Origin of the sequence: Kribbella sp. HUAS MG21, assembly GCF_040254265.1 — a bacterium.
Classification (GTDB): Bacteria; Actinomycetota; Actinomycetes; order Propionibacteriales; family Kribbellaceae; genus Kribbella.
Window position 1 is genome coordinate 5,758,405 of the sequence record NZ_CP158165.1, and the last position, 22,600, is coordinate 5,781,004.

Below are 22,600 nucleotides of genomic sequence, written 5' to 3' on the forward strand. Positions count from 1 at the left end.
CGCGGTCGCGAGGTGACCCGGCGTGTTGTCCACAGGCGATTCCGCCTGGCTGGACGCGGGCCTCTAGACTGGTGGCCTGTCGGCGGAGGGACACAAACGTGGGCGAAGACCCGGCGATGACATCTGCGGTGCCGAACGCCGTACCGCAGGAGCCCCCGCGCGCGCCGTCGCCGGTGCGCCCGGTGCCGGCGTCACCGCCGCCTCCGACCCAGCCGCCGCGGATCGCGCCCGCGCGGGTGCGCGCCCGGCTGGCCCGCCTCGGCGGCACCCGGCACCCGAACCGGGCTCCGATGCTCGAGCCGCTGTTCCGGGTGGTCCGCGCGACGCACCCGAAGGCCGACCTCGGGATGATCGAGCGCGCGTACCGGACCGCGGAGAAGTACCACGCCGGCCAGATGCGCAAGAGCGGCGACGCGTACATCACGCATCCGCTCGCCGTCGCCACCATCCTCGCCGAGCTCGGCATGACCGCGACCACGCTGTGCGCGGCGCTGCTGCACGACACCGTCGAGGACACGCCGTACACGGTGGAGGACCTGACCCGCGACTTCGGCGAAGAGATCGCCATGCTGGTCGACGGCGTCACCAAGCTGGACAAGGTGCGATACGGCGAGTCCGCGCAGGCCGAGACGATCCGCAAGATGGTCGTCGCGATGTCCAAGGACATCCGGGTCCTGGTGATCAAGCTGTCCGACCGGCTGCACAACATGCGCACGCTCGGCTCGCTGCGCCAGGAGAAGCAGGAGCGGATCGCCCGCGAGACGCTGGAGATCTACGCCCCGCTGGCGCACCGGCTCGGTATGAACACGATCAAGTGGGAGCTCGAGGACCTGGCGTTCTCGACCCTGCACCCGAAGGTGTACGACGAGATCGTCCGGCTGGTCGCCGAGCGCGCCCCGTCCCGCGACGAGTACCTGGCGACCGTCATCGACCAGGTGCACGAGGACCTGCGCTCGGCCAAGGTGAAGGCCACGGTCACCGGCCGCCCGAAGCACTACTACTCGATCTACCAGAAGATGATCGTCCGCGGCCGCGAGTTCGGCGACATCTACGACCTGGTCGGCATCCGGGTCCTGGTCGAGTCGGTCCGCGACTGCTACGCGGCCCTCGGCATCATGCACGCGCGGTGGAATCCGGTCCCCGGCCGGTTCAAGGACTACATCGCGATGCCGAAGTTCAACATGTACCAGTCGCTGCACACCACCGTGATCGGCCCGCAGGGCAAGCCGGTGGAGCTGCAGATCCGGTCCTTCGCGATGCACCGCCGGGCGGAGTACGGCATCGCCGCGCACTGGAAGTACAAGGAGGACCCGAGCTCCGTCGCGCCGGCCACGCCGAGCACCGAGATCGGCGGCCCCAACGACATGCCGTGGGTGCGGCAGCTCGTCGACTGGCAGCGCGAGACCTCCGACCCGTCGGAGTTCCTCGACTCGCTGCGGTTCGAGATCAACAACGCCGAGGTCTACGTCTTCACCCCGCGCGGCGACGTGATGTCGCTGCCGACCGGGTCGTCGCCGGTCGACTTCGCGTACGCCGTGCACACCGAGGTCGGCCACCGCTGCATCGGCGCCCGGGTGAACGGGCGGCTCGTACCGCTGGAGAGCACACTCGAGAACGGGGACGTCGTCGAGGTCTTCACCTCGAAGGCGCAGGGCGCGGGGCCGTCGCGCGACTGGCTGACGTTCGTCAAGAGCCCCCGCGCGCGGAACAAGATCAAGCACTGGTTCTCCAAGGAGCGCCGCGACGAGGCGATCGAGCACGGCAAGGACGCGATCGCGAAGCAGCTCCGCAAGGAGGGCCTGCCGCTGCAGCGCCTGCTGTCGCACGAGACCCTGACCGCCGTCGCGAACTCGTTGCGCTACCCGGACGTCACCGGGCTGTACGCCGCGGTCGGCGAGCAGCACGTCAGCGCCCAGGCCGTCGTACGACGCCTCATCGAGACGTACGGCGGTGAGGAGGGCGCGGCCGAGGACCTCGCCGAGGGCCTGCGGCTGCCCGCCACGAAGGAGCGCCGCAAGCGCTCCGCCCGCGGCGACGCCGGCGTCATCGTCAAGGGCGCGACCGACGTCCTCTCGAAGCTGGCGCGCTGCTGCACGCCGGTACCGGGCGATGAGATCATCGGCTGGATCACCCGCGGCGCGGGCGTCTCGGTGCACCGCGCCGACTGCGCCAACGTCGAGAACCTGAAGACCCAGCCGGAGCGGATCGTCGAGGTGGAGTGGGCGCCGACCGCCCAGTCCGTGTTCCTGGTCGCGATCCAGGTCGAGGCGCTGGACCGGGCGCGGCTGCTGTCGGACATCACGCGGGTGCTGTCGGACTACCACGTGAACATCCTGTCCGCGGCCCTCACCACGACCCGCGACCGGATCGCCAAGTCCCGCTTCACCTTCGAGATGGGCGACCCGACCCACCTCGGCCACGTCCTGAAGGCGGTCCGCTCGGTCGAGGGCGTCTTCGACGTGTACCGCGTCACGCAGTAGCCGATCCGGTGGTGTTTGTGACGCTTGGGAGACTGCCGGTATGGATGTCTCGGGTGTCGGGCGGCGTGGTCTGCTGATCGCCGGCGTGGGACTGCTGACGGGGTGCAGCGGTTCCACTGCCGGGGGTTTGCCGAGTCCGGGTGGCTCGGGTACGTCGAGTGCGCCTAGTGCGCCGGGCTCGTCTAGTGCGCCTCGGAGTACGCCTGGTTCGGTGGGTACGTCGGCGCCTGCTGTCCGGCTGCCGGAGGTGCGCTCCTGGCCCGCGGGACCGGGGGAGATCGAGCCGGGTGCGAAACGGGCAGCTGTGGCGGCGGTGACGGCGTTGCTGAAGCCGCGCGGCGTACGAGGCGTGGTGGAGGTGATCGACGCGCAGTACGGCGGGATCCTGAGCGACACCGCCAGCGTGCTGGTGCCGTGCCGCGTCTACACGATCTCGGGCGGTCGGCTCGTGACCAGCGGTACGACGGTCGACGTACGGCTGACGAAGACACGCGGGACCTGGCGAGTCACCGCGACCCACCCGGCGCAACCCGGGAAGGCGACCACGCGACTGTCAGCAGCGGCCCGCCAGGTGCTGAGCAACGAACAGATCCTGTTGCCGCCGGCCTCGGAGGCGGACATCCGCTCCGGCCAGGTCCACGACGCAGTACTGACGGCAATGCTCGAACTGGCGAAGACCTACCGCATCGGCGTCAGCGTGATCCGCTCCGGCCACCCGCTCAACGTCTTCGGCACCAACCGCCCCAGCGACCACCCCCGCGGCCGCGCCTTCGACACCTGGCAGATCAACGGCCACCCGGTAGTCGCCCCCACCACCCCGCGCGCCCTGGTCACGTCGTACATGCGAGCCACCGAATCCACCGGCTCCCACAACGTAGGCGGCCCCTACCAACTCCCCGGCGCCGCCTACTTCTCCGACCCCACCCACCAAGACCACATCCACGCCGGCTTCCGGCCCTAGTCCCATTCCCAGGTGATGCCGATGGTGCCGGGGGCTGCGGAGGGTTCGATGGTGTGGACTCGGGCGTCGGGGGTGAGCATGAGTTCTCGGTGGATGAGGTCGGGGCCGGAGGTGTGGCGGCGGCGGAGTTCGTAGACGCGGACCGGGAGGGCAGTGCGGTCGAACTGGACCTCCAGGACGTAGTGCATCCCGCCCCACTCGCTGAACCGCTGGTACTCCGTCGCGGGCAGCCCGGTCCGGTCCTCGATCTCGTAGTGCACGACCGCCGTCTCACCCACCGCCAGCACCCGGTCCAGCAGCAGCTCCCCGAGCATCGCGCCGGCCTCGGGGGAGCGCGCCACCCGTCCGGCCCGGCAACCGCTGACCGCACGCAGCGCCAGCCGTTCCGCGTCGCAGCCCGGCTCGCCCTGGTGCGCGATGATCAGCCGATCCACCGGCTGTACGGCGACCACACTCTGCGTCACCCGCCGGCGGTGCGCACTCCGGTCCGCGCCGATCCGGACCTCCTCGAGTACCGTGACGTTGCGTAGCCTGCCGTGGGCGTCCCGGCGGAGCCGGTCGAGCAACCGGGTCAGCGCCTCGGCGTAGTCCACCACGGCGTACGGCTGAGGCGTCGTCTCCGTGCGCGCCGGCGGAATGCGGACAGTCAGCCAGCCAGGCGGCAGCTCCAGCAGCTCCTCCAGCGCCGTCACAGTCGCCAGCGAGTCCTCGCACGGGACCCGGCGGCCGCTCTGCCACGTGCTGAGCGTCGCCACGCCGACGTGCAGGCCGCGGTCGGCGAGATGCGAGCGGATCCGGTTCAGCGCCAGGCCGCGCCGGGCGATCGCGTGCCGCAGCGCGTCCGCGAACGACGCTTCCGCCGTGACCGCGGGGACTTCGACTGGTCTGACCATGAGGCCCACGCTCCTTCAGGAGCAGCAGTGTAAACATTCACACCACTCCTCGGCACTGGCTCATCACCCACTGTTCACGCGGCCCGGCCGTTCACACCCCGGATCCGGGTTCTTGCCGCACCCCGGCGCCGTCCCGACGATGGACTCCGCCCACTCCTCGCAGTACCGCCTCTCGAAGGAGGACTCATGCGCAGGCTCCGCCCCGGCCGCCGCTCCTGGTCGTTGCTCCTGGCCACGATGCTCGGACTGGCCACCCTCGTCCCACTCGCACCACCGGCCGCCGCCGCCCCCGGCAGCTGGTACCTGAACGTCACCGGCCAGGCCCAGCAGAAGTCGAACTGGTGCTGGGCGGCGGGCGGCAACAGCATCGCCGCGTTCTACGGCTACTCGTACAGCCAGAACCAGTTCTGCAACCTGGCCTTCGGCTACCCGATGAACGCCACCTGCCCGAACGACCAGGCCACCCTCGCCAACGACCAGCGGGCGTTCCGCGCGATCGGGATCAGCAGCGGCCGGTACGTCTCGTCCACGCCCCACGTTCAGCACGCTCGTCACCGAGATCGCCGCCGGCCGCCCGGTGATGACGCGGATCGGCTGGACGTCGGGCGGCGGTCACATGATGGACATCATCGGGTACGACGCCTCCGACTCGACGATCGAGTACTACAACCCGTGGCCGGACGACCCGCGGTACAACTACTCGACGTACGGCTGGTACCGGTCCAACTCGCAGTTCACCTGGACCCACTCCCTGTACCAGATCGGAGCCTGACATGCGCCGCCCGAAGAATGTCCTGTTCCGCTGCGCCGCCGTACTCGCTGTCGGTTTCGGTTTCGGGTTCGCCACTGTCGCGCCGGCGGGGGCCACGGGTGCCGCCGGTCCGCAGCCGGTGCCGCCGGGCGAGTTGTCCGAGGCAACCACCGCCGCGCGGTCGGCCGGCGCGCTGAGCCTGCTCGGCAAGGCCGGAGGTACGGCGAAGGCGCCGGCGACGGTTGCGCGGGAGACGTATCCGGTCTACGCGCTCAACCCCGCCTTCGTCCGCGACGCTTCGGCGCAGGTCGCCACGTTCTGGTACGCCGCAACGCCGGCGACCGCGGGCGGACGGGCGATGACGGTCTTCACAACACCCGACGGCAAGGGCGGCTGGCAGGCGGTGAACGTTGCCTCAGGCAACACCGAGGCGAAAATGGCCGGCGCGGCCCGAGGTACGACGCTCTTCACCGAGCCCCAGATCGGCGCCTGGTACGCACTGACCGCAACACAAGTACGGCCCTTGAACCAGTCCGCAATCAAGTCGATCGGCACCAAGCCGATCACCATCCCGGCGTACCAGGAGCTGGTCGAAACCCGCTACTCCGACAAACTCCCCGGCTCGCAGTACAACGAGTCCGGCACGGCCGGCGGCTACAACGCGACGGGCACGACTGGCGGTTACAGCGAGTCGGTTGTGGCTGGTGGTTACAACGACACCGCGCAGGCGGCGACGGGCGCGGTGGCGCAGACTGCGTCCCGCTTCCCGGCGCTGCCGTTGGCCGCCGGCGGGCTCGTGCTGGCGGTCGCACTCGCGCTACTCATCCGGCGGGCCGTCACACCCCGCTGACACTCCCGCGCGTTCGGCTCGCCGTACCACGCCCTCGGTACGGTGAGCCGGACGGGCGGAAGAATGGCCCAATGCCCTTCCCGGACGAGCTCGGACCCGCTGTCGCTGTCACGGAGTACGACCCTGCCTGGCCCGCCGAGTTCGACCACCTCGCCGGCCGGCTCCACGCCGCCCTCGGCGATCGTGCGCTGGCCATCGACCACATCGGCTCGACTTCCGTACCAGGTTTGGCCGCGAAGAACTGCATCGACGCCCAGGTCCGCGTAGCCGCACTCGCCCCCGACCTGATCGACCTGATGGAGTCACACGGTTTCCGCTGCCGCCCCGAGCCCTGGAACCACACCGAGATCTCCAACGGCCACACCTGCGAGAAACTGGTCTTCGCCCCACCGATCGGAGAGCGCGCCACCAACGTCCACCTCCGCGTAGCCGGCCGGCCCAACACCCGCTTCGCCCTCCTCTTCCGCGACTACCTCCGCGCCGACCAGACCGCCCGCAACGCCTGGGGCGCCTTCAAACAACGCCTGGCACAATCCGTCCCCAACCTCGCCGACTACGGCCAAATCAAAGCCCCCGCCACCGAAATCCTGATGCTCTCCGCCGAACGCTGGGCTGCGCAGACCAACTGGAGCCCTAGTTGAACCGGTGAGTCAGCCGAGACTCTTCCGCCGTACCCGAAGGTGATACATCGGTGGTGAACCGGGCACGCGCTGGCTCCCCAAACCACCAGTCACAGCAACGTCCCAGCCCCGCTCCCGCATGTGCGCCGCGAACGTCCGCAGATCGCGGATCTCGCACCCGCACTCCAGCGCCACCTCGACCTCGACGTACGCAGCCGCAGGATTCGTCTCGTACGTCGACACCGCCCAACGGACGTCGTGCCGGTGCTCGTGCAGCCCGGTCCGCTCCGGATCGGGCTGCAGGCCGATCGCACGCTCGTACTTGTCGATGTCGTCGATCAGAACAAGTCGCTGCGATACTTCCCGGGCCACACGGCAAACAGCTGACTCTGCCCGGCGCGGACCCGAGCGGACACATCCTGCTCGGGCGGCGACGTCACCCGTCCGCTGTGGTCGACCTCGAGGAAGCAGACGGTCGGGTCTCGATACGGGAAGTTCTCCGACAAGCTGGCATGACGCATCGGCTTCACTCCTCTGGTCATCAGCCATCGTACGAAGGCGCCTCACCACCGCCGGGGCAGCCGGGGTTCCTGGCAGAGGAAGGCGCCGACCGCGAGTTCGAGAGCTGGGTACGAGCCCCAGAGGTCCGGGCGGCGGACCGAGATGATGTGCCAGCCGAGGGCGTCCAGCTCGGCGCGGCGGGTCTCGTCCTTCAGTTGCTGCTTGGTCGACGAGTGCCACTGGTCGCTGTCGTACTCCAAGCCGAGCCGCCGACCGTCCACCGGCCGATCCGGATACCCGAGATCCAGATGGTACGTACGTCCGTTGCCCTCGACCCGCACCTGGAGGTCGGGATGGTGGAAGCCGGCGTCGATGAGGCGGAGCCGGAGCCAGGACTCACCGGGGGAGGCGGCGCGGCGGTCGGCCCAGCGGAGGATCTCCTGGCCCTGGCGGTAACCCGGATGCCGTTCGTAGTCAGCCGACGTGGCGCGCAGCACCCAGCGGTCGGCCTTTCCAGAACGCAGGAACGCGTCGACGGCCGACAACGCGAACGGCCGCGGCATCCGCATCGCGAGCTCGACGGCCGTGACGACCGGGCTCGTGACGCGTACGCCGTACACCTCGACCTCGTCGCGCGACTTCCGCGTCCATTGGGCCTCGACCAGCTCCGCGGGCCCGAGAGCCGTCGTGTCGATGCCGTGCAGCCAGGCAGCCGCCGCCCCGCACACGACCGCGTCCTCCGGCGTCACCAGGCGAAGTGCGTCCGCTCGCAGTTGGGGCGAATCAGGTACGCGTACGTCGACGTACACGCCTTTCATCACCTCGCGGATGTCGCCGAGCCCGAGCAGCCATTTCAGCTTGCGGCCTACTTGATAAGGCCGGAACGGCAGACCACAGAAGAAGTACGGAAAGTCAGCAGGCAGCATCCGCAAAGGATCGCCGAAAGCACACGATCTTGCAGGAACTTGTCCACAGGGTGCTGGTCGTCGAGATTTGCGAGCGTGAACTGAGGCCGTACTGCGAACCCTGGCGGCTTGCGGGTTGGGTCAGCTGAAGTCCGACAGGGCGTTCTGGGCCTGGGTCAGCCATTCGCGGCGGGCGGCGATGGCTTCGCGGGCTTCGGTGGCTTTGCGGGTGTTGCCCTGGGACTCGAACTTGGCGGCTTGTTTCTCCAGGTCGGCGATCAGGGACTGGAGTTGCTTGACCGTGGCCTCGGCGCGGGCGCGGGCCTCGGGGTTCGAACGGTTCCAGACTTCGTCCTCGGCGGCCTTCACGGCCTGTTCGACGGCGCGCAGCCGAGCGTCGATCGCGCGCATCGAGTCGCGCGGTACCTTGCCGATCTGGTCCCAGCGGTCCAGGTAGTCGCGGAGCTGCTCGCGGGCGGTGCGGGCGTCCTCGACCGGCAGGATGCTCTCGATCTCGACGAGCAGCGCCTCCTTGGCCTTGAGGTTCTCGACCTGTTCGGCGTTCTCCTCGGCCTGTACGGCGTCCCGCGCGCCGAAGAACTGGTCCTGCGCCGCGCGGAACCGCGCCCACAGCTTGTCGTCGACCTCGCGCGGCGCCGGCCCGGCGGCCTTCCACTGCCGCATCAGGTCCCGGAAGCGCCCGGACGTCGGCCCCCATTCGGTCGACGACGCCAGCGTCTCGGCCTCCGCGGCGAGCCGCTCCTTGACCTGCGCGGCTTCCTCGCGCTTGGAGGACAGCTCGGCGAAGTGCTGCTTGCGGTGCCGGGTGTACGTCGTACGCGCCGAGGAGAACCGGTGCCACAGCTCGTCGTCGGAGGACTTGTCGAGCCGGGGGAGCGCCTTCCATTCGTCGAGGAGTTCGCGGAGCCGGGTGACGCCGTGCCGCCAGTCGGTGCCGGCCGCGATCGTCTCGGCCTCGGTGGCGATCTTGGTCTTGGCCGACCGTGCCTCCTCGACCTTCGCGGCCCGCTCGGCCTTGCGGCGTTCGCGCTGCTGTGCGACGAGCGGGGCGAGCGCCTCGAGCCGGGCCTTCAGGCCGTCCAGGTCGCCGACCGCCTGCGCGTCCTCGAGCGAACTGCTGACCTTCTTGACCGCGGCGCGCGCGTCGTCGGGCGACACCGTGCCCGCCTGGACGCGCTGCTCCAGCAGCTCCACCTCGAAGGCCAGCGCGTCGTACCGGCGGGTGTAGAAGGCGAGCGCCTCCTCGGGGTTCGCGTCCGGCCACTGGCCGACCGCCCGTTCACCGTCCTTCGTCCGTACGAAGACCGTTCCGTCCTCGGCTACCCGGCCCCAGCTCTCTCCGGCCACAACTCGCCCCTTCCGGCGGTATGCACTGCGCTCGTGCCCATTCTGGTCAGTTCCCGGTCCAACAGCGCGGACAGGCCCGGCCTGGGCGCGTCGAGCTGCCTTCTCGACGCTTATCCCTGAACAATCACAAACTCCCAGCTCAGGCGCAACGGGGTTGGATCACAATCCGGTTCGAAACCACTCAGGCCCGACCGGTAGCCTTGGTGGGTCCCGAACACCGTTCCAGGAAGGTCTGTCGTGCTCATCGCCGGGTTCCCCGCGGGTGCGTGGGGTACGAACTGCTACGTCGTCGCCACCGGCCAGGGCGCGGAGTGCATCGTCGTGGACCCCGGGATGGACGCGACCCCGGGTGTCGAGCAGGTCGTCCGGGAGAACAAGCTCAAACCCGTCGCCGTGCTGCTCACGCACGGTCACATCGACCACATGTTCTCGGTGCTCCCGGTCTGCGGGACGTACGACGCGACCGCCTGGATCCACCCCGACGACCGGCACCTGCTCGCGGACCCGATGGCCGGGATCAGCCCGGAGACCGCCCGGATGCTGCTCGGCGGCAACCACGAGTTCGCCGAGCCGGACGACGTCGCCGAGCTGAAGGACGGGCAGTCGCTGGAGCTGGCTGGCCTGCAGTTCACCGTCGACCACACCCCGGGCCACACCCGCGGGTCGGTCACGTTCACCACGCCGTACGACGGGCCGGAAGAGGTGCCCGCGGTGCTGTTCTCCGGTGACGTGTTGTTCGCCGGGTCGATCGGCCGGACGGATCTGCCTGGGGGCGACCATCCGGCGATGCTGCATACCTTGGCCACCAAGATCCTGCCGATGCGCGACGAGATCGTCGTCCTGCCGGGTCATGGTGGCCAGACCACGATCGGCCGGGAGAAGGCGACCAACCCCTACTTGCAGGACCTGGAGATACCGAAGATATGAGCAAGGTGACCCCACTCAGCGGGTTCCCCGAATTCCTCCCGTCGGACCGGATCGTCGAGCTGCAGTTCCTCGACGTGATCCGGGAGACGTTCGAGCTGCACGGTTTCGCGTCCGTCGAGACCCGCGCGGTCGAGCCGGTCGAGCGGCTGTCGAACCAGGGCGAGGACGCCGACAAGGAGATCTACGGCGTCCGGCGGCTCGCGGCCGGCGCGGACGAGGACGCCGCGCTCGGCCTGCACTTCGACCTGACCGTGCCGTTCGCGCGGTACGTGCTGGAGCACAGCGGCAAGCTGGTGTTCCCGTTCCGGCGCTACCAGATCCAGAAGGTGTGGCGCGGCGAGCGCCCGCAGGAGGGCCGGTACCGCGAGTTCACCCAGGCGGACATCGACGTCATCGACAGCGGCGAGCTGCCGTTCCACTACGAGGTCGAGCTGCCGCTGGTGATCGCGGACGCGTTCCGCAAGCTGCCGATCCCGCCGTTCCGGATCCAGGTGAACACCCGGCAGATCCCGGAGGGGTTCTACCGCGGCCTGGGCATCGAGGACGTCACCGGCACGCTCCGGATCGTCGACAAGCTGGACAAGATCGGCCCGGACAAGGTGACCGAGCTGCTGACCGCGGCCGGCCTGTCCGCCGAGACCGCCAAGCAGGTACTGCGGCTCGCCGAGATCTCGAGCACCGACGCGTCGTTCGCGGACCAGGTCCGCGCGCTCGGCGTCAAGCACGAGATCCTCGACGAGGGCCTGGAGCGGCTGTCCCAGATCATGACGGCCGCCAACGAGCACGCTCCCGGCCTGCTGGTCGCTGACCTGAAGATCGCGCGCGGGCTCGACTACTACACGGGCACGGTCTACGAGACGCAGCTGATCGGCGACGAGGGGTACGGGTCGATCTGCTCCGGCGGGCGGTACGACTCGCTCGCGTCCGACGGCAAGACGACCTACCCCGGGGTCGGGATCTCGATCGGGGTGTCGCGGCTCGTGCACCGGCTGATCAGCAAGGGATTGCTGACGGCGAGTCGTCGTACGCCGACTGCTGTGCTGATCGCCCTGAACTCCGAGGACGACCGGGCTGAAGCCATGCGGACCGCGATCCAGCTGCGCGGCCGGGGGATTCCGGTGGAGGTGGCGCCGGCTGCTGCCAAGTTCGGCAAGCAGATCAAGTTCGCGGACCGGCGGGGGATCCCGTTCGTCTGGTTCAGCACCGAGAACGGGCCCGAGGTGAAGGACATCCGCAGCGGCGAGCAGGTGCCTGCCGACGCCGCGACCTGGTCCCCGCCCGCCGAAGACCTACGTCCGAGCATCAACACGCAAGAGGAGAAGTCGTGATCCGTAACCGTTCCGCAGGTTCGCTGCGCGCCGAGCACGCCGGCGAGACCGTTGTTCTCGCGGGCTGGGTGGCGCGGCGGCGCGATCACGGCGGCGTGGCGTTCATCGACCTGCGCGACTCGTCCGGCACCGTCCAGGTCGTCATTCGCGACGAGGAGGCCGCGCACGGCCTGCGGTCGGAGTACTGCCTGAAGATCGTCGGCGAGGTGTCGCCGCGCCCCGAGGGCAACGCGAACCCGAACCTGCCGACCGGCGAGATCGAGATCATCGCCACCGAGGTGGAGGTGCTCAACGAGGCGGCCCCGCTGCCGTTCCCGGTCGAGGAGCACCACGCGACGCCGGTGAACGAGGAGATCCGGCTCAAGTACCGGTACCTCGACCTGCGCCGCCAGGGCCCGGGTACGGCGATCCGGCTGCGCAGCGAGGTGAACAAGGCGGCCCGCGAGGTGCTCGCCAAGCACGACTTCGTGGAGATCGAGACGCCGACGCTGACCCGGTCCACGCCGGAAGGGGCCCGCGACTTCCTGGTCCCGGCCCGCCTGCAGCCGGGCAGCTGGTACGCGCTGCCGCAGTCGCCGCAGCTGTTCAAGCAGCTGCTGATGGTGGCCGGCATGGAGCGGTACTACCAGATCGCCCGCTGCTACCGCGACGAGGACTTCCGCGCCGACCGGCAGCCGGAGTTCACCCAGCTCGACATCGAGATGAGCTTCGTCGACCAGGACGACGTGATCGCGCTGTCCGAGGAGATCCTGACCGCGCTCTGGAAGCTCGTCGGGTACGACGTCCAGACGCCGATCCCGCGGATGACGTACGGCGAGGCGATGGCGCGGTTCGGCTCCGACAAGCCGGACCTGCGAATGGGCCTCGAGCTGGTCGAGTGCACGGACTACTTCAAGGACACGCCGTTCCGGGTGTTCCAGGCGCCGTACGTCGGTGCGGTCGTGATGCCGGGTGGCGCGGACCAGCCGCGCAAGCAGCTGGACGCGTGGCAGGACTGGGCGAAGCAGCGCGGCGCGCGCGGGCTCGCCTACGTGCTCGTCGGCCAGGACGGCGAGCTCGGCGGCCCGGTCGCGAAGAACCTGTCCGAGGAGGAGCGCGCGGGCATCGCCGACCACGTCGGCGCGAAGCCGGGCGACTGCATCTTCTTCGCCGCCGGACCGGTGAAGTCGTCGCGGGCGCTGCTCGGCGCGGCGCGGCTGGAGATCGGCCGTCGCGGCGGTCTGATCGACGAGTCGGCGTGGTCGTTCGTGTGGGTCGTGGACGCGCCGCTGTTCGAGCCGGCCGACGAGGCGACCGCCGCCGGTGACGTCGCGGTCGGGTCCGGCGCCTGGACCGCCGTGCACCACGCGTTCACGTCGCCGAAGCCGGACTCGCTGGAGACGTTCGACACCGACCCGGGCTCGGCGCTGGCGTACGCGTACGACATCGTCTGCAACGGCAACGAGATCGGCGGCGGGTCGATCCGTATCCACCGCGAGGACGTGCAGAAGCGGGTCTTCAAGGTGATGGGGCTGTCCGACGAGGAGGCTTCGGAGAAGTTCGGGTTCCTCCTGGAAGCGTTCAAGTTCGGCGCGCCGCCGCACGGCGGGATCGCGTTCGGCTGGGACCGGATCACCGCGCTGCTGGCCGGCACCGAGTCGATCCGCGACGTGATCGCGTTCCCGAAGTCCGGTGGCGGGTTCGACCCGCTGACCGCCGCCCCGGCGCCGATCACGCCGGAGCAGCGCAAGGAGGCCGGCGTCGACGCCAAGCCGGAGCCCAAGGCCTGAGGTTGCGTACTTGAGCAACCCACCTGGGGCGGTGGGAGAGTGACCCAAGTCCTCTCCTACCGCCCCAGGAGTGCTTCATGCTCAAACGTGTTCTGTCGTCCGCCCTCGCCCTGGTCGCCGTCGCCGCCGGAAGTCTGCTGGCCGCCACGCCTGCCCAGGCGGCGACGTACCAGACGACCGCCATTGCGCTGAACGTTCGTACCGGCCCGTATCTGTCGGCAGCCGTCGTGAAGGTGCTGTCCGGCCCGACCTCCGTCGAGGTCGACTGCCAGAAGTCGGGTGACTCGGTCACCGTCGGGTCGCGTACGACGCCCTGGTGGGCGCATCTGCCCGCGCACGGCGGCTACGTGACGGTCGCCTACCTCAACACCAGTGAGACCAAGCTGTCCGGCGTACCGGAGTGCACGGTCGATCCGGAGCCGCCGCTGGGCGAGGTGACGCTGGCCGACGTCCAGGCGATGTTCGGCAGCCGGATCGTGAACCCGTCGACCGTGCAGACCGGGCTCGCGTCGCTGAACCAGGCGATGCGCGACGCGCAGATCAACACGGCGTACCGCAAGGCCGCGTTCCTCGCCACGCTGGTGCACGAGTCGCGGCTGGAGTACAACATCCGCGAGATCGGCGACACCCGGCTGTACGGCGGCCGCGGGTACATCCAGCTCACCGGCGACTTCAACTACGGTCCGGCCGGCCGGTACTTCGGCATCGACCTGCTCGGCAACCCGGACCTCGCGCTGTCGCTGCGGTGGAGCGCGCCGATCGCCCGCTGGTACTGGACCGTTGCGCGCAGCATCAATCCGTACGCCGACAACCTGGACATGGGCCGCGTGAACGCCGCGATCGGGTATCCGGCCGGTGCGGAGGACCAGCGGCGTTGTGACTCGTTCAAGAACGCGCTGCGGTATCTGACCGGCTCGGTGCCGTCGGGGATCATCTGCACGCGGCCGTCGGCGCTGCAGGGCGACACCAGCCAGCTGACCCGCACCCAGTTCGACAAGCTCGCCAGGCAGGGCTCCGGCCTCGGCTGATTCAGACCGGCTGGGCGCGGACCCACATCTTGTCGGGCGTCAGATAGCCCGTGCGTTGCAGACCCGCCTCGGCCAGTTGGGCTTCGAGGGCATCCTCGGAGAGGTTCTTCGTGACGATCCGCTGCGACCAGGTGCGCCCGCTGACCGTATAGGTCAACGTGGCCGCCTGGGCGCTAGGACGACGTCGAACTGTCGGTTCAGGCGGAGGTCGGCGATGGTGGAGCGCACCGTTTCCGTTTCGGTGACGCGCGCGAGCATGTCCGGCGACTCGTCGGCGGCGAGCACCTGGTGGCCGAGGGCGAGCAGCGGGCGGGTGATTCGGCCGGTTCCGCAGCCGAGTTCGAGGATGCTGCTGTGCGGGGCGATCGCGGCGTTGATCAATTCGTCGTCGCCGCCCGGCGCGGCGGTGAGTTCGTAGAGTTCGATCGCGCTGCCGTCCGGTGCGTGCGCTCCTGGCCCGGTACCGCCCTGTCAGACTCGCACCCCGGCGCACCCTCCGTCTGTTGGACCCGCTACTTCCATTCTCTAGAGTCGGTCAAGTGAGCGACGTACCGGTGGAGCTGCTGCCACACCTGCGGCGCGCGCGGGATGTTGCCGATCGCAACTACGCGGAGCCGCTCGACCTGGCCGCGCTGGCGGCTGCCGCGGGCGTGTCGAAGTACCACTTCCTGCGCTGTTTCGCGGCGGAGTACGGCGAGACGCCGATGCAGTACGTCACGCGCCGGCGGATCGAGCGGGCGTCGGACCTGCTGCGGGCGACGAACCTGACGGTGACGGAGGTGTGCGGGCTCGTCGGGTACAGCAGCCTGGGGTCGTTCTCGCAGCGGTTCACGGAGCTGGTCGGGATGACGCCGTCGGAGTACCAGCGGACGCAGGAGGGGCTGCGGATCCCGGGATGCTTCGTGTTCATGCTGGGGCTGAAGTCCGCAATTCCGGAGAAGCAGGCGGGCGGTGCGGTCGAATACCGTCGTACCGAGAGCCCTGCCGAGGAGGAATCGTGATCACCAACATCAGCCTGATGAGCGTCTTCGTCAACGACGTGGACGAAGCGAAGGAGTTCTACACCGAGAAGCTCGGGTTCGAGGTGAAGAACGACGTGAAGCTGCCGGACTTCCGCTGGTGCACCGTGTGCCACCCTGATCACCCGGAGCTGGAACTGCAACTGGCGCTGCCCGGCCCGCCGCTGGACGAGGAGGCGACCGCGGCCGTCAAGCGGATGATGGCGAAGGGGACGATGCACGGCTTCGGCATCGCGACCGACGACTGCCGCAAGACGTTCGCCGACCTGACCGCGAAGGGCGTCGAGTACATCCAGGAGCCGTCGGACCGCCCGTACGGCGTCGAGGCCGTACTGCGCGACAACTCGGGCAACTGGCTCGTCCTCGTGGAGCAGCACCCGTACACGGCGGAGGACTTCACCTGAGATGCTGACCGGATGGACATCACGGTCGATCCGGTCGGACTGACGCCGCCGTACGAACAGGTGCGCTCGCAACTCGAGGCACTGATCCGCTCGGGCGAGCTGGCGCGGGGGACGCGGCTGCCGACGGTGCGGCAGCTGTCGCTGGACCTCGGGCTGGCCGTGAACACGGTGGCCCGCGCCTACAAGGAGCTGGAGGCCGACCAGCTGATCGAGACCCGCGGCCGGAACGGCACCTTCGTGCTGGCGTCCCGCAGCCAGACCAATGACGCAGCCACCCACGCCGCCGCCGTCAAACTGGCCACAGCCGCCCGCCAAGCCGGCCTCTCCCTGGCCGAAGCCACAGCCATCCTTCAACGCGCCTGGTAAGTCGCAACCACGTTGCCGTTGTCCTGGTAGATGACTTCCAGGCCGGCTTGTTCCAGCTCGGCTCGGAGCGCTTCGGGGTGTAGGTGGCGGCGGTGGGGGAGGTACCAGGTGCCGTCGAGGTTGACCGCGTCGGGCGCGGGGCCGGTGGTTGCCTGGTAGCAGATGCCGGTGGTGGCGTCGTACCGGAAACCGTCCTCGTAGACGCGTTCGGCGTCGTACATGGCCGTAGAGAGGACGTAGTACCCGCTGAGGCGGTCGCGGACGGCGGTGAGGAGGTTGGCGCGGTCGGCGTCGGTGACGATCGACTGGAGGCAGTAGCTGTCGAGGATGACGTCGTACCGCTTGGTTCCGGGCGGCATCGTGCAGATGTCCTGGACGCTGAAGTTGACGTCGACGCCGCGGTCGCGGGCGAAGTGGCGGGCCAGGGTGATCGCCTCGGGGATGAGGTCGATCGCGTCGACGCGGAAGCCGCGAGCGGCGAGGAAGCACGCTGCGGGTCCGGTGCCGCAGCCGTATTCCAGTGCAGCGGGGGTCGGGGGCAGGTCGAGGTCGGCGAGGGTGTGTTCGAGGAAGGCGCGGTTCGGGAAGGCGTCGAAGTCGGCGGTGCGGTCGGCCTCGAACAGGTCGTTCCACTGGGTCAGGCCTTCCTCGGCCAGCCGCTGGTACGCCGCCTGGTGCTCCGCGTAGTAGTACCGCACGCGCTTACTATGGCTCGCCGCTGTACGTCGGTGCATCGGATTTCCGCGGGAGGGACCAGGAGATGGACGAGGGTGAGCAGGCGGCCGTGGCGGAGGCCGAACAGTTGCGGGCGGACGCGGAGGAGGCGAAGACCGACCCCGCGGTGCAGGAGGAGTGGATCCGGCAGTCCAACCTGATCTACGGCGGACTGGCCGCCGCCGGCTTGGTCGTCGTACAGCCGTTCCTCACCGCGTCCCCGCTCGACCTGACCGCGACGATCTGCGTCGTCGCCTTCGCCGTCGCGATCCCACTGCTCGCCGCGCTGCTCGTCCTGAACCGCCAGGAGGCGTTCCGCCGCCAGGTCACCAGATCGCGCCTGGTCAGCCTGGCCAAGTCGATCGCCGAAGCCTCCGCCTTCGTCGGCCTCACCGCCGCCTTCTGGCACATCTCCACCCTCGCCGGCGTGGTCTTCCTCGTCACCGGCATCATCCCCGTCGGCGTCCACTCCGCCGGCTACACCAAACTCGAGTACGACGGAACATTCCGCTCCAGATTCCGCCGCGGCAAGCCGTCCGCGTAACGATCCCGCAGACTTGTCGCCTACCGCCGAAACCTGATCTCTGCCCCGGATCAGCGGAAACGATTCCAAGAAAGTCGGGGCAACGTTGTAATGAGCTATGTACACGCTCTCTCGGGGTTGCTAGATTCCGGCCAGATTTGACATCGATGTCAACCTCAGGGAGTGGTCGCGATGGTTTCGAGACGTGCGTTCCTGGCGGGCAGCGGTGCGGTGACGGCGGGTGGGCTCGGGATGGTTCCGGGCCTCGCCGGCACTGCATATGCTGCGGATTCATCGACGTCCGGCAGCCCCGCTCGGCTGCTGCCGGTGTTCAACCGCCCACGACACCTGGACTACGCCGACGTCAGCAAGCTCAGCGGGGGAGATCAGACCCTGCTGACAACGTTGCAAGGCGTCGTCAACCGTACTGAGCCGGAGTTGTACTTCCTCTACGACACCGGGACGCAGAGCGTGCCGGACGCCACCTGGCTGGCCGACATGCGGCTGCCGAAGAAGCTCTACGCCAACCCGCTGGACCTGGTCGCGAAGTACCGCCACCGGGTGCGCGGCGCGATCGTCCACGATCCCGCCGTACCGGACTCGCTGAACGTGGCGACCACGATCGCGGGACTGGAGAACGCGGTCGTCGCCGACGCCGAGCAGGCCAAGGCGCACGGGCTGCGGATCGTGAAGGACCTGCGCGGGATGTTCGACGACGACCGCGTGAAGACCTACCGGTGGCAGCTGGACAACCTGTTCCCGCGGGTCACGCACCAGCTGCTCGCCGGCCTCCCGCCGACCCGCGTGGTCGACGTCGAGGGCGTGGTCTGGCAGGAGATCGCCCGCGAGACCCGGCAGATCCGCGACTCCTCGAACCGTGGCACGTACGACCTCGACGTCTCGGCCAAGCTCGGCAAGGAGGCCGTGTACGTCAGGTTCGCGGACTCGTTCACCGACGACGGCTGGGGCGCCTCGGTGCGCTCGGTGTCGGTGAAGGCCAACGGCACCGTGATCGCCAGCTTCGAACCCGACACCCCGGAAGAGGCGCCGTACCTGTTCGACGGCTCCCGCTCGTCGATCGGCGGCGAGGCCAACCGGTTCGCCGACGGCGGCAACTACTGGATCTACCGCTTCGAACCACCGGCGGGTACGACGTCCCTTGTCGTCACGGTGGAGATGTGGAACCAGTACCTGGTGTCGATCACCGACACCTCGCCCACCCGCATCGAGCCGTTCGCGTACTTCCGCGACTACGTGGTGGCGACCAAGGCCCTGGTGAGTTGGCTGCCGCCGGGCGGCGCGACGGGTGAGCTGCTCATCGAGCACTTCGCGAAGTACCCGACGCCCGCGCCGTACCTGGGCTGGTTCGCCAACGACGTCTCCGGCGAATGGGACGGCGTCGACCTCGCGTCGAAGGGCGGGTCGCCGGTCGTCGCGGCCGACTTCTACATGAACGGCACCGTGCACGCCGGTCTCGCCTCGCCGATCTCCGACAAGGTCCGTCCGGTACGGCGGATCGACAAGCCGAAGAACAAGGTGTACCTCACGCTGACGTTCGGCGAAGGCGACAACATCCAGTACTGCCAGCGCCGGCTCCGGGAGATCTGGGACGACCCGAAGCGCGGCGAGGCGCCGACGAACTGGACGATCAGCCCGCTGCTGCTCGAGGCCGGGCCGAACATCTACAGCTACTTCCAGCGCACCGCCACCGGCAACGACCTGCTCGTCTGCGGCCCGTCCGGCGGCGGTTACACCTACCCGTCGGTGTGGTCGCCGGCCGAGCTCACGGAGTACCTGAAGATGACCGGCAGCTTCATGCGCCGCACCGGCCTGGACCTGGTGTACGCGTACAGCGGCCGGCAGAACGACACCTGGGTACTGCTGTCCAAGGAGATCGCCGAGGGGTACGCCGCCCACACACCGACCAAGGGGATCATGCAGACCTGGGACGGCGACCCGCTGACCGTCCGGCAAGGCGGTCTGCCGATCACCGGGGGATGGGGCGCACCCGGTAAGGCGGTCGAGTTCAAGGCCGCACTGGACCGGCGGATCGCCGGGTGGGACGGCGCGAGTCCGCTGTTCGTGTCCGGACTGATCGGCGCCTGGTCGTGGACGCCGTCCGACATGGCCGAGCTCGCACCACTGCTGACCGATCCGTACGAGCTGGTCCTCGGCAACACCTTCTACGACCTGCTCAACCGGGTGCTGTAGGACACGTTCCGGCGGGCGGTCCGCCAACCGCCCGCCGGAACGCGGGTCACCGGAACAGCTTGTCGGAGTTGCGCAACGCGTGGGCCGCCACCTGTCGGCCCAGCGTCACTCCGACCGTGTCCGCCGTACGGGTGTGGATGCCGGACCACACGCGGGCGTCGACGTTCTCAACGGTGAGCTGGCGCCAGTTGCTGTAGGTGCGCGTCACGCCCGGCGCACTCGGACTGCCGATCGTGTACGGCTTGGCGGTGCGTGCGCCGACCAGTGTGGTCAGCACCTGCTCGGCCGAGCCGGAGTATGTGTTGTGGCCGCTCGGGTAGTCCGGATGGGCAGGAGTGTTGTGCAGCGGCGTCCACTCCGCGTCGGCGGTGCCGCGGAGTGCGGTGACCGGGCGCCAGCGCAGATAGGCGTACTTCGTGTCGGACGTGGCGATCTGCGTGTCGACCGCGGCGACGTGGAAGAGCGCGACCAGCTGCAAGCGCTCGGCCAGTGGACGTTGAGCTGCTTCGGACAGGGCGAAGCGCAGCGGCGCGGTGTAGAGCACGTACGACGAGCCGAGCCAGAACGTCGCGGTGTCGGTCTGCGCCTGCGTGCGCGTCGTACTGCCGACCGCCCCGTCGGCACGCACCTCGGCCAGATCGCGGTTGTACTGCGGAGAACCCAGCGCAGGCGGCGGCCCTGGGCGGAACTGGTCGGCCCGCGCGAGCAGGAACGGTTTCGCCAGCCGGTTCCCGTACTGCGTTGCAGGGCTGTACGTCGGCGGCGTCGGCTGCCAAACGCCCGCGGCTGCGGGCGGTGGGGTGAAGGGCGCGTTGACCGAGGCGGGGTCGAGGCCGTCGTCAGCACGCGATGCCAGGACCGCCTGTGCCTGTTGGCGTCCCGCCGCGACACCTCCCGTTTCCGCGCTGCCGTCGGGGATGCGGGCGAGTGTGGCAGTCAGGGCCTGGTCCAGCTCGGTCTTTCGGGCCGGTGCGAGCGCTACCAAGGTCTCGTGCACCGCTGCGGCGACAGCAGCTTCCTTGTACGGCGCCGGCGCTGCGGGCGATCGCAGTACGGCCCGGGTTGCTGCGGTCCAGCCGATCGCCCAGGTGCGGTTGTTCGTCACCTGGGTCGGCGCGCCGGCGGCGGCGAGAGTCTCAGCTGTGACGTCGTACCACTCCAGTGCGACGTCGGTCGGGGTCGTGGTACCGGCAGCGGGCGCGGATACCAGCGTGGACAGGGCGAGGGCGGACACGGCCGCCAGGGCAAGCGTTCTGCGTAAGGTCGTCACGCCGGGATCGTGACACCCGGCAGCCCGCCGCGAAGTGCAGTATCACTACTTGGAAACTAGACATTTTGCTTGACACCTCGGGGTGCGGCCGCCCCGGGGGAGGGGGCGGCCGCTGGGTGGGGGCTTACCAGTGGTGGGCGACGTCCACCACGAGCCGGCTGCTCGAGCCCGGTCCCGCGAGGGTGAAGACGCGGAACGGGAGCCGCGCGCGGACACCGAGGCCGATCGTGGTCTGGCCTTCGAAGCTGCCGGCGAACGCGACCTGGCGGAAGGTGCGGTAACCGCTGACGTTGCTCAGCTCACGCCGGTTGGCCGGGTTGTACGTCGACTGCCCGGACGTGTTGTACGACGGGGCGCGGACGACGATCTGCAGCTTCGCGCCGCCGCGGAGCGGGACGGCGAAACCGGACCCGTCCTGGCGGACCGTGCTGACGTAGCGGACGTCGTACCCGGGGGCCCGGCCGCGCAGGTCGACGACGAGCCGGTCGAAGCAGGCGTGCCGGCCGGTGCGGACGTTCGTGATCGGCGACTGGACCATCCGGCTGCTTGCCTCGGGCAACGAGCCCCAGCCGCTCGGGCAGGAGGTGGTCGTGGAGGTGGTCGCGGAGGCGGTCCGGGGGGCGGCGGACGATCCGGAGACGGCGGGTGCGGCGACGGCGACGGCCGGAACCGCCAGGACCGCGGCGGCGGCGAGTGCCGTCTTGCGGGTGATGTGGTGGATGTTCATGATGTCCCCCCTTTCAAGGACACTGATGTGACGACGGCGAGGGCCCGTCAGTTGACTTCCGGGACCGGTAATTTCCGGTACCCGCCCGAGCACGCGCCGCAACCGGAAAAACGGTTGCCTGACGGTGCAGGATGAGCAGATGACCCCGGACGAACTGCTCGACGTGTTCCACCGCCGGATCCGCCTCCCGGACGCGGACGCGATCCCCGGCTGGAAACAGGAACACGTCGGCCCGGACGGCCGGGTGCACCGCTCGTACGTCGAGGGGGCTGAGGACGCGGGATTCGTCGAGACGCCGCGCGGGCTCGGCGACGACCCGGACGCGGTGATCGCGGCCGAGCTGGCGTTCTTCCGGGAGCGCGGCCTGCCGTTCGAGTGGAAGACGTACGCGTACGACGAGCCGGCCGACCTGGGGGAGCGGCTCGAGCGGCACGGGTTCGCGAAGGGCGATCCGGAGACGCTGATCCTGGGCGAGGTGGACCGGGTCCTCGAGCGGCCGTCGGCGCTGCCGTCGAAGGTCCGGTTGCGGGAGGCGCGGGACGCCGACGACTACCAGCGGATCGGCGTACTCACCGACAGCCTGTGGCACAACGGGCTGGAGCGGATCGTCGACCGGCTGGCCTCGGAGGCGCGGATGTTCCCGGACCGGCTGTCGGTGTTCCTCGTCGAGGACGCGCTGCGAGGACCGGACGGGCCCGCGGTCTCGGCCGCGTGGATCCGGTTCCACCCGGGCACCGGGTTCGCCAGCCTGTGGGGCGGCGGCACACTGCCGGAATGGCGCCGCCAGGGCCTGTACTCCGCGCTGCTCGCGCACCGCGCCCGCTTGGCGAAGGAGCGCGGTTACGAGTTCCTCCGCGTCGACGCCTCCGAGGATTCCCGCCCGATCCTGCAGAAACTCGGCCTGTACGGCGTCACCACTACAACGCCGTACGAGTGGACACCCTGACCTGACGCGCGGAACGACCGTCCGAGGCTGTACGTTGCC

The 22,600-nt window shown here is 69.4% G+C and carries 24 protein-coding genes and 1 pseudogene; 16 read left to right on the top strand and 9 right to left on the bottom strand.

Translation table 11 applies throughout. The features are described from left to right. Positions 1–290: 290 nt before the first annotated feature. Positions 291–2,480 (top strand): bifunctional (p)ppGpp synthetase/guanosine-3',5'-bis(diphosphate) 3'-pyrophosphohydrolase, encoded by a 2,190-nt coding sequence (locus tag ABN611_RS27925; protein ID WP_350281695.1) that lies wholly within the window; start codon positions 291–293, stop codon positions 2,478–2,480. 211 nt (positions 2,481–2,691) lie between these two features. Further along, complete coding sequence (locus tag ABN611_RS27930; protein ID WP_350275217.1) at positions 2,692–3,441, top strand: hypothetical protein; 750 nt, start codon at positions 2,692–2,694, stop codon at positions 3,439–3,441. Here the strand turns inward: ABN611_RS27930 and ABN611_RS27935 are convergent. Beyond that, positions 3,438–4,334 (bottom strand): hypothetical protein, encoded by an 897-nt coding sequence (locus ABN611_RS27935; RefSeq protein WP_350275218.1) that lies wholly within the window; start codon positions 4,332–4,334, stop codon positions 3,438–3,440. The genes ABN611_RS27930 and ABN611_RS27935 overlap by 4 nt on opposite strands. 237 nt (positions 4,335–4,571) lie before the next feature. On the opposite strand from ABN611_RS27935, the pseudogene ABN611_RS27940 reads away from it, so the two are divergent. From ABN611_RS27940 to ABN611_RS27955, 4 genes and pseudogenes are all read left to right on the top strand, one after another. Beyond that, positions 4,572–4,778 (top strand): annotated as a pseudogene (locus tag ABN611_RS27940) (papain-like cysteine protease family protein); the annotation flags it as partial. Positions 4,779–4,914: 136 nt separating this feature from the next. Further along, positions 4,915–5,106, top strand: a complete 192-nt coding sequence (locus tag ABN611_RS27945; RefSeq protein ID WP_350281760.1) for a hypothetical protein — start codon at positions 4,915–4,917, stop codon at positions 5,104–5,106. A gap of 1 nt (position 5,107) precedes the next feature. Continuing rightward, positions 5,108–5,935 (top strand): hypothetical protein, encoded by an 828-nt coding sequence (locus tag ABN611_RS27950; RefSeq protein ID WP_350281761.1) that lies wholly within the window; start codon positions 5,108–5,110, stop codon positions 5,933–5,935. Positions 5,936–6,006: 71 nt separating this feature from the next. Beyond that, positions 6,007–6,576, top strand: a complete 570-nt coding sequence (locus tag ABN611_RS27955; RefSeq protein WP_350275219.1) for a GrpB family protein — start codon at positions 6,007–6,009, stop codon at positions 6,574–6,576. Between the two features lie 9 nt (positions 6,577–6,585). Here ABN611_RS27955 and ABN611_RS27960 read toward each other — a convergent pair whose 3' ends face one another. The 3 genes from ABN611_RS27960 to ABN611_RS27970 all read right to left on the bottom strand — a co-directional run bounded on the left by ABN611_RS27960 (position 6,586) and on the right by ABN611_RS27970 (position 9,329). Then, positions 6,586–6,927 (bottom strand): hypothetical protein, encoded by a 342-nt coding sequence (locus ABN611_RS27960; protein WP_350275220.1) that lies wholly within the window; start codon positions 6,925–6,927, stop codon positions 6,586–6,588. Between the two features lie 191 nt (positions 6,928–7,118). Then, positions 7,119–7,982: a hypothetical protein gene (locus tag ABN611_RS27965; protein ID WP_350275221.1), complete on the bottom strand. Its 864-nt coding sequence runs from the start codon at positions 7,980–7,982 to the stop codon at positions 7,119–7,121. A gap of 120 nt (positions 7,983–8,102) precedes the next feature. Beyond that, complete coding sequence (locus ABN611_RS27970; RefSeq protein WP_350275222.1) at positions 8,103–9,329, bottom strand: DUF349 domain-containing protein; 1,227 nt, start codon at positions 9,327–9,329, stop codon at positions 8,103–8,105. A gap of 237 nt (positions 9,330–9,566) precedes the next feature. On the opposite strand from ABN611_RS27970, the gene ABN611_RS27975 reads away from it, so the two are divergent. The 4 genes from ABN611_RS27975 to ABN611_RS27990 all read left to right on the top strand — a co-directional run bounded on the left by ABN611_RS27975 (position 9,567) and on the right by ABN611_RS27990 (position 14,381). Beyond that, positions 9,567–10,256, top strand: coding sequence for an MBL fold metallo-hydrolase (locus ABN611_RS27975; RefSeq protein WP_350275223.1), 690 nt, complete (start codon positions 9,567–9,569; stop codon positions 10,254–10,256). After that, positions 10,253–11,584 (top strand): histidine--tRNA ligase, encoded by a 1,332-nt coding sequence (hisS, locus tag ABN611_RS27980; protein ID WP_350275224.1) that lies wholly within the window; start codon positions 10,253–10,255, stop codon positions 11,582–11,584. Before ABN611_RS27975 ends, hisS begins: the two co-directional genes overlap by 4 nt. Then, positions 11,581–13,353: an aspartate--tRNA ligase gene (gene aspS, locus ABN611_RS27985; protein WP_350275225.1), complete on the top strand. Its 1,773-nt coding sequence runs from the start codon at positions 11,581–11,583 to the stop codon at positions 13,351–13,353. The genes hisS and aspS overlap by 4 nt, the downstream gene beginning before the upstream one ends. A 77-nt stretch (positions 13,354–13,430) precedes the next feature. Next, the gene (locus tag ABN611_RS27990; protein ID WP_350275226.1) at positions 13,431–14,381 is read left to right on the top strand and encodes a glycoside hydrolase family 19 protein; all 951 of its coding nucleotides are present in this window, start codon (positions 13,431–13,433) and stop codon (positions 14,379–14,381) included. Position 14,382: 1 nt separating this feature from the next. On the opposite strand, the gene ABN611_RS27995 is transcribed toward ABN611_RS27990, so the two are convergent. Continuing rightward, positions 14,383–14,538 carry a hypothetical protein gene (locus ABN611_RS27995; protein WP_350275227.1) on the bottom strand — a complete coding sequence of 52 codons (156 nt, stop codon included), beginning with the start codon at positions 14,536–14,538 and terminating at the stop codon, positions 14,383–14,385. Continuing rightward, positions 14,535–14,762 carry a class I SAM-dependent methyltransferase gene (locus tag ABN611_RS28000; protein ID WP_350275228.1) on the bottom strand — a complete coding sequence of 76 codons (228 nt, stop codon included), beginning with the start codon at positions 14,760–14,762 and terminating at the stop codon, positions 14,535–14,537. The genes ABN611_RS27995 and ABN611_RS28000 overlap by 4 nt, the downstream gene beginning before the upstream one ends. Before the next feature lie 158 nt (positions 14,763–14,920). On the opposite strand from ABN611_RS28000, the gene ABN611_RS28005 reads away from it, so the two are divergent. Genes ABN611_RS28005 through ABN611_RS28015 form a run of 3 tightly spaced genes read left to right on the top strand, consistent with a single transcriptional unit; the run spans position 14,921 to position 16,170 of the window. Beyond that, positions 14,921–15,382: a helix-turn-helix transcriptional regulator gene (locus ABN611_RS28005; RefSeq protein WP_350275229.1), complete on the top strand. Its 462-nt coding sequence runs from the start codon at positions 14,921–14,923 to the stop codon at positions 15,380–15,382. After that, entirely contained in the window at positions 15,379–15,804 is a 426-nt protein-coding gene (locus tag ABN611_RS28010; protein ID WP_350275230.1) for a VOC family protein, read from the top strand. The genes ABN611_RS28005 and ABN611_RS28010 overlap by 4 nt, the downstream gene beginning before the upstream one ends. A gap of 12 nt (positions 15,805–15,816) precedes the next feature. After that, a complete protein-coding gene (locus tag ABN611_RS28015) occupies positions 15,817–16,170 on the top strand; it encodes a GntR family transcriptional regulator (protein WP_350275231.1) in 354 nt (117 codons plus the stop codon). On the opposite strand, the gene ABN611_RS28020 is transcribed toward ABN611_RS28015, so the two are convergent. Then, positions 16,155–16,868 (bottom strand): class I SAM-dependent methyltransferase, encoded by a 714-nt coding sequence (locus tag ABN611_RS28020; RefSeq protein WP_350275232.1) that lies wholly within the window; start codon positions 16,866–16,868, stop codon positions 16,155–16,157. The two genes, ABN611_RS28015 and ABN611_RS28020, sit on opposite strands and share 16 nt — an antisense overlap. Positions 16,869–16,930: 62 nt before the next feature. Here ABN611_RS28020 and ABN611_RS28025 point away from each other — a divergent pair, with 62 nt between their 5' ends. Then, complete coding sequence (locus tag ABN611_RS28025; RefSeq protein WP_350275233.1) at positions 16,931–17,428, top strand: hypothetical protein; 498 nt, start codon at positions 16,931–16,933, stop codon at positions 17,426–17,428. A 171-nt stretch (positions 17,429–17,599) separates the two neighbouring features. Next, positions 17,600–19,618, top strand: a complete 2,019-nt coding sequence (locus ABN611_RS28030) for a GxGYxYP domain-containing protein (RefSeq protein WP_350275234.1) — start codon at positions 17,600–17,602, stop codon at positions 19,616–19,618. A gap of 46 nt (positions 19,619–19,664) precedes the next feature. On the opposite strand, the gene ABN611_RS28035 is transcribed toward ABN611_RS28030, so the two are convergent. Both ABN611_RS28035 and ABN611_RS28040 read right to left on the bottom strand, forming a co-directional pair. Then, a complete protein-coding gene (locus ABN611_RS28035) occupies positions 19,665–20,888 on the bottom strand; it encodes a vanadium-dependent haloperoxidase (protein WP_350275235.1) in 1,224 nt (407 codons plus the stop codon). 124 nt (positions 20,889–21,012) lie between these two features. Then, entirely contained in the window at positions 21,013–21,615 is a 603-nt protein-coding gene (locus tag ABN611_RS28040; RefSeq protein ID WP_350275236.1) for a hypothetical protein, read from the bottom strand. 139 nt (positions 21,616–21,754) lie between these two features. Between ABN611_RS28040 and ABN611_RS28045 the strand changes: the two genes are divergently transcribed. After that, complete coding sequence (locus ABN611_RS28045) at positions 21,755–22,561, top strand: GNAT family N-acetyltransferase (protein WP_350275237.1); 807 nt, start codon at positions 21,755–21,757, stop codon at positions 22,559–22,561. Positions 22,562–22,600 lie beyond the last annotated feature (39 nt).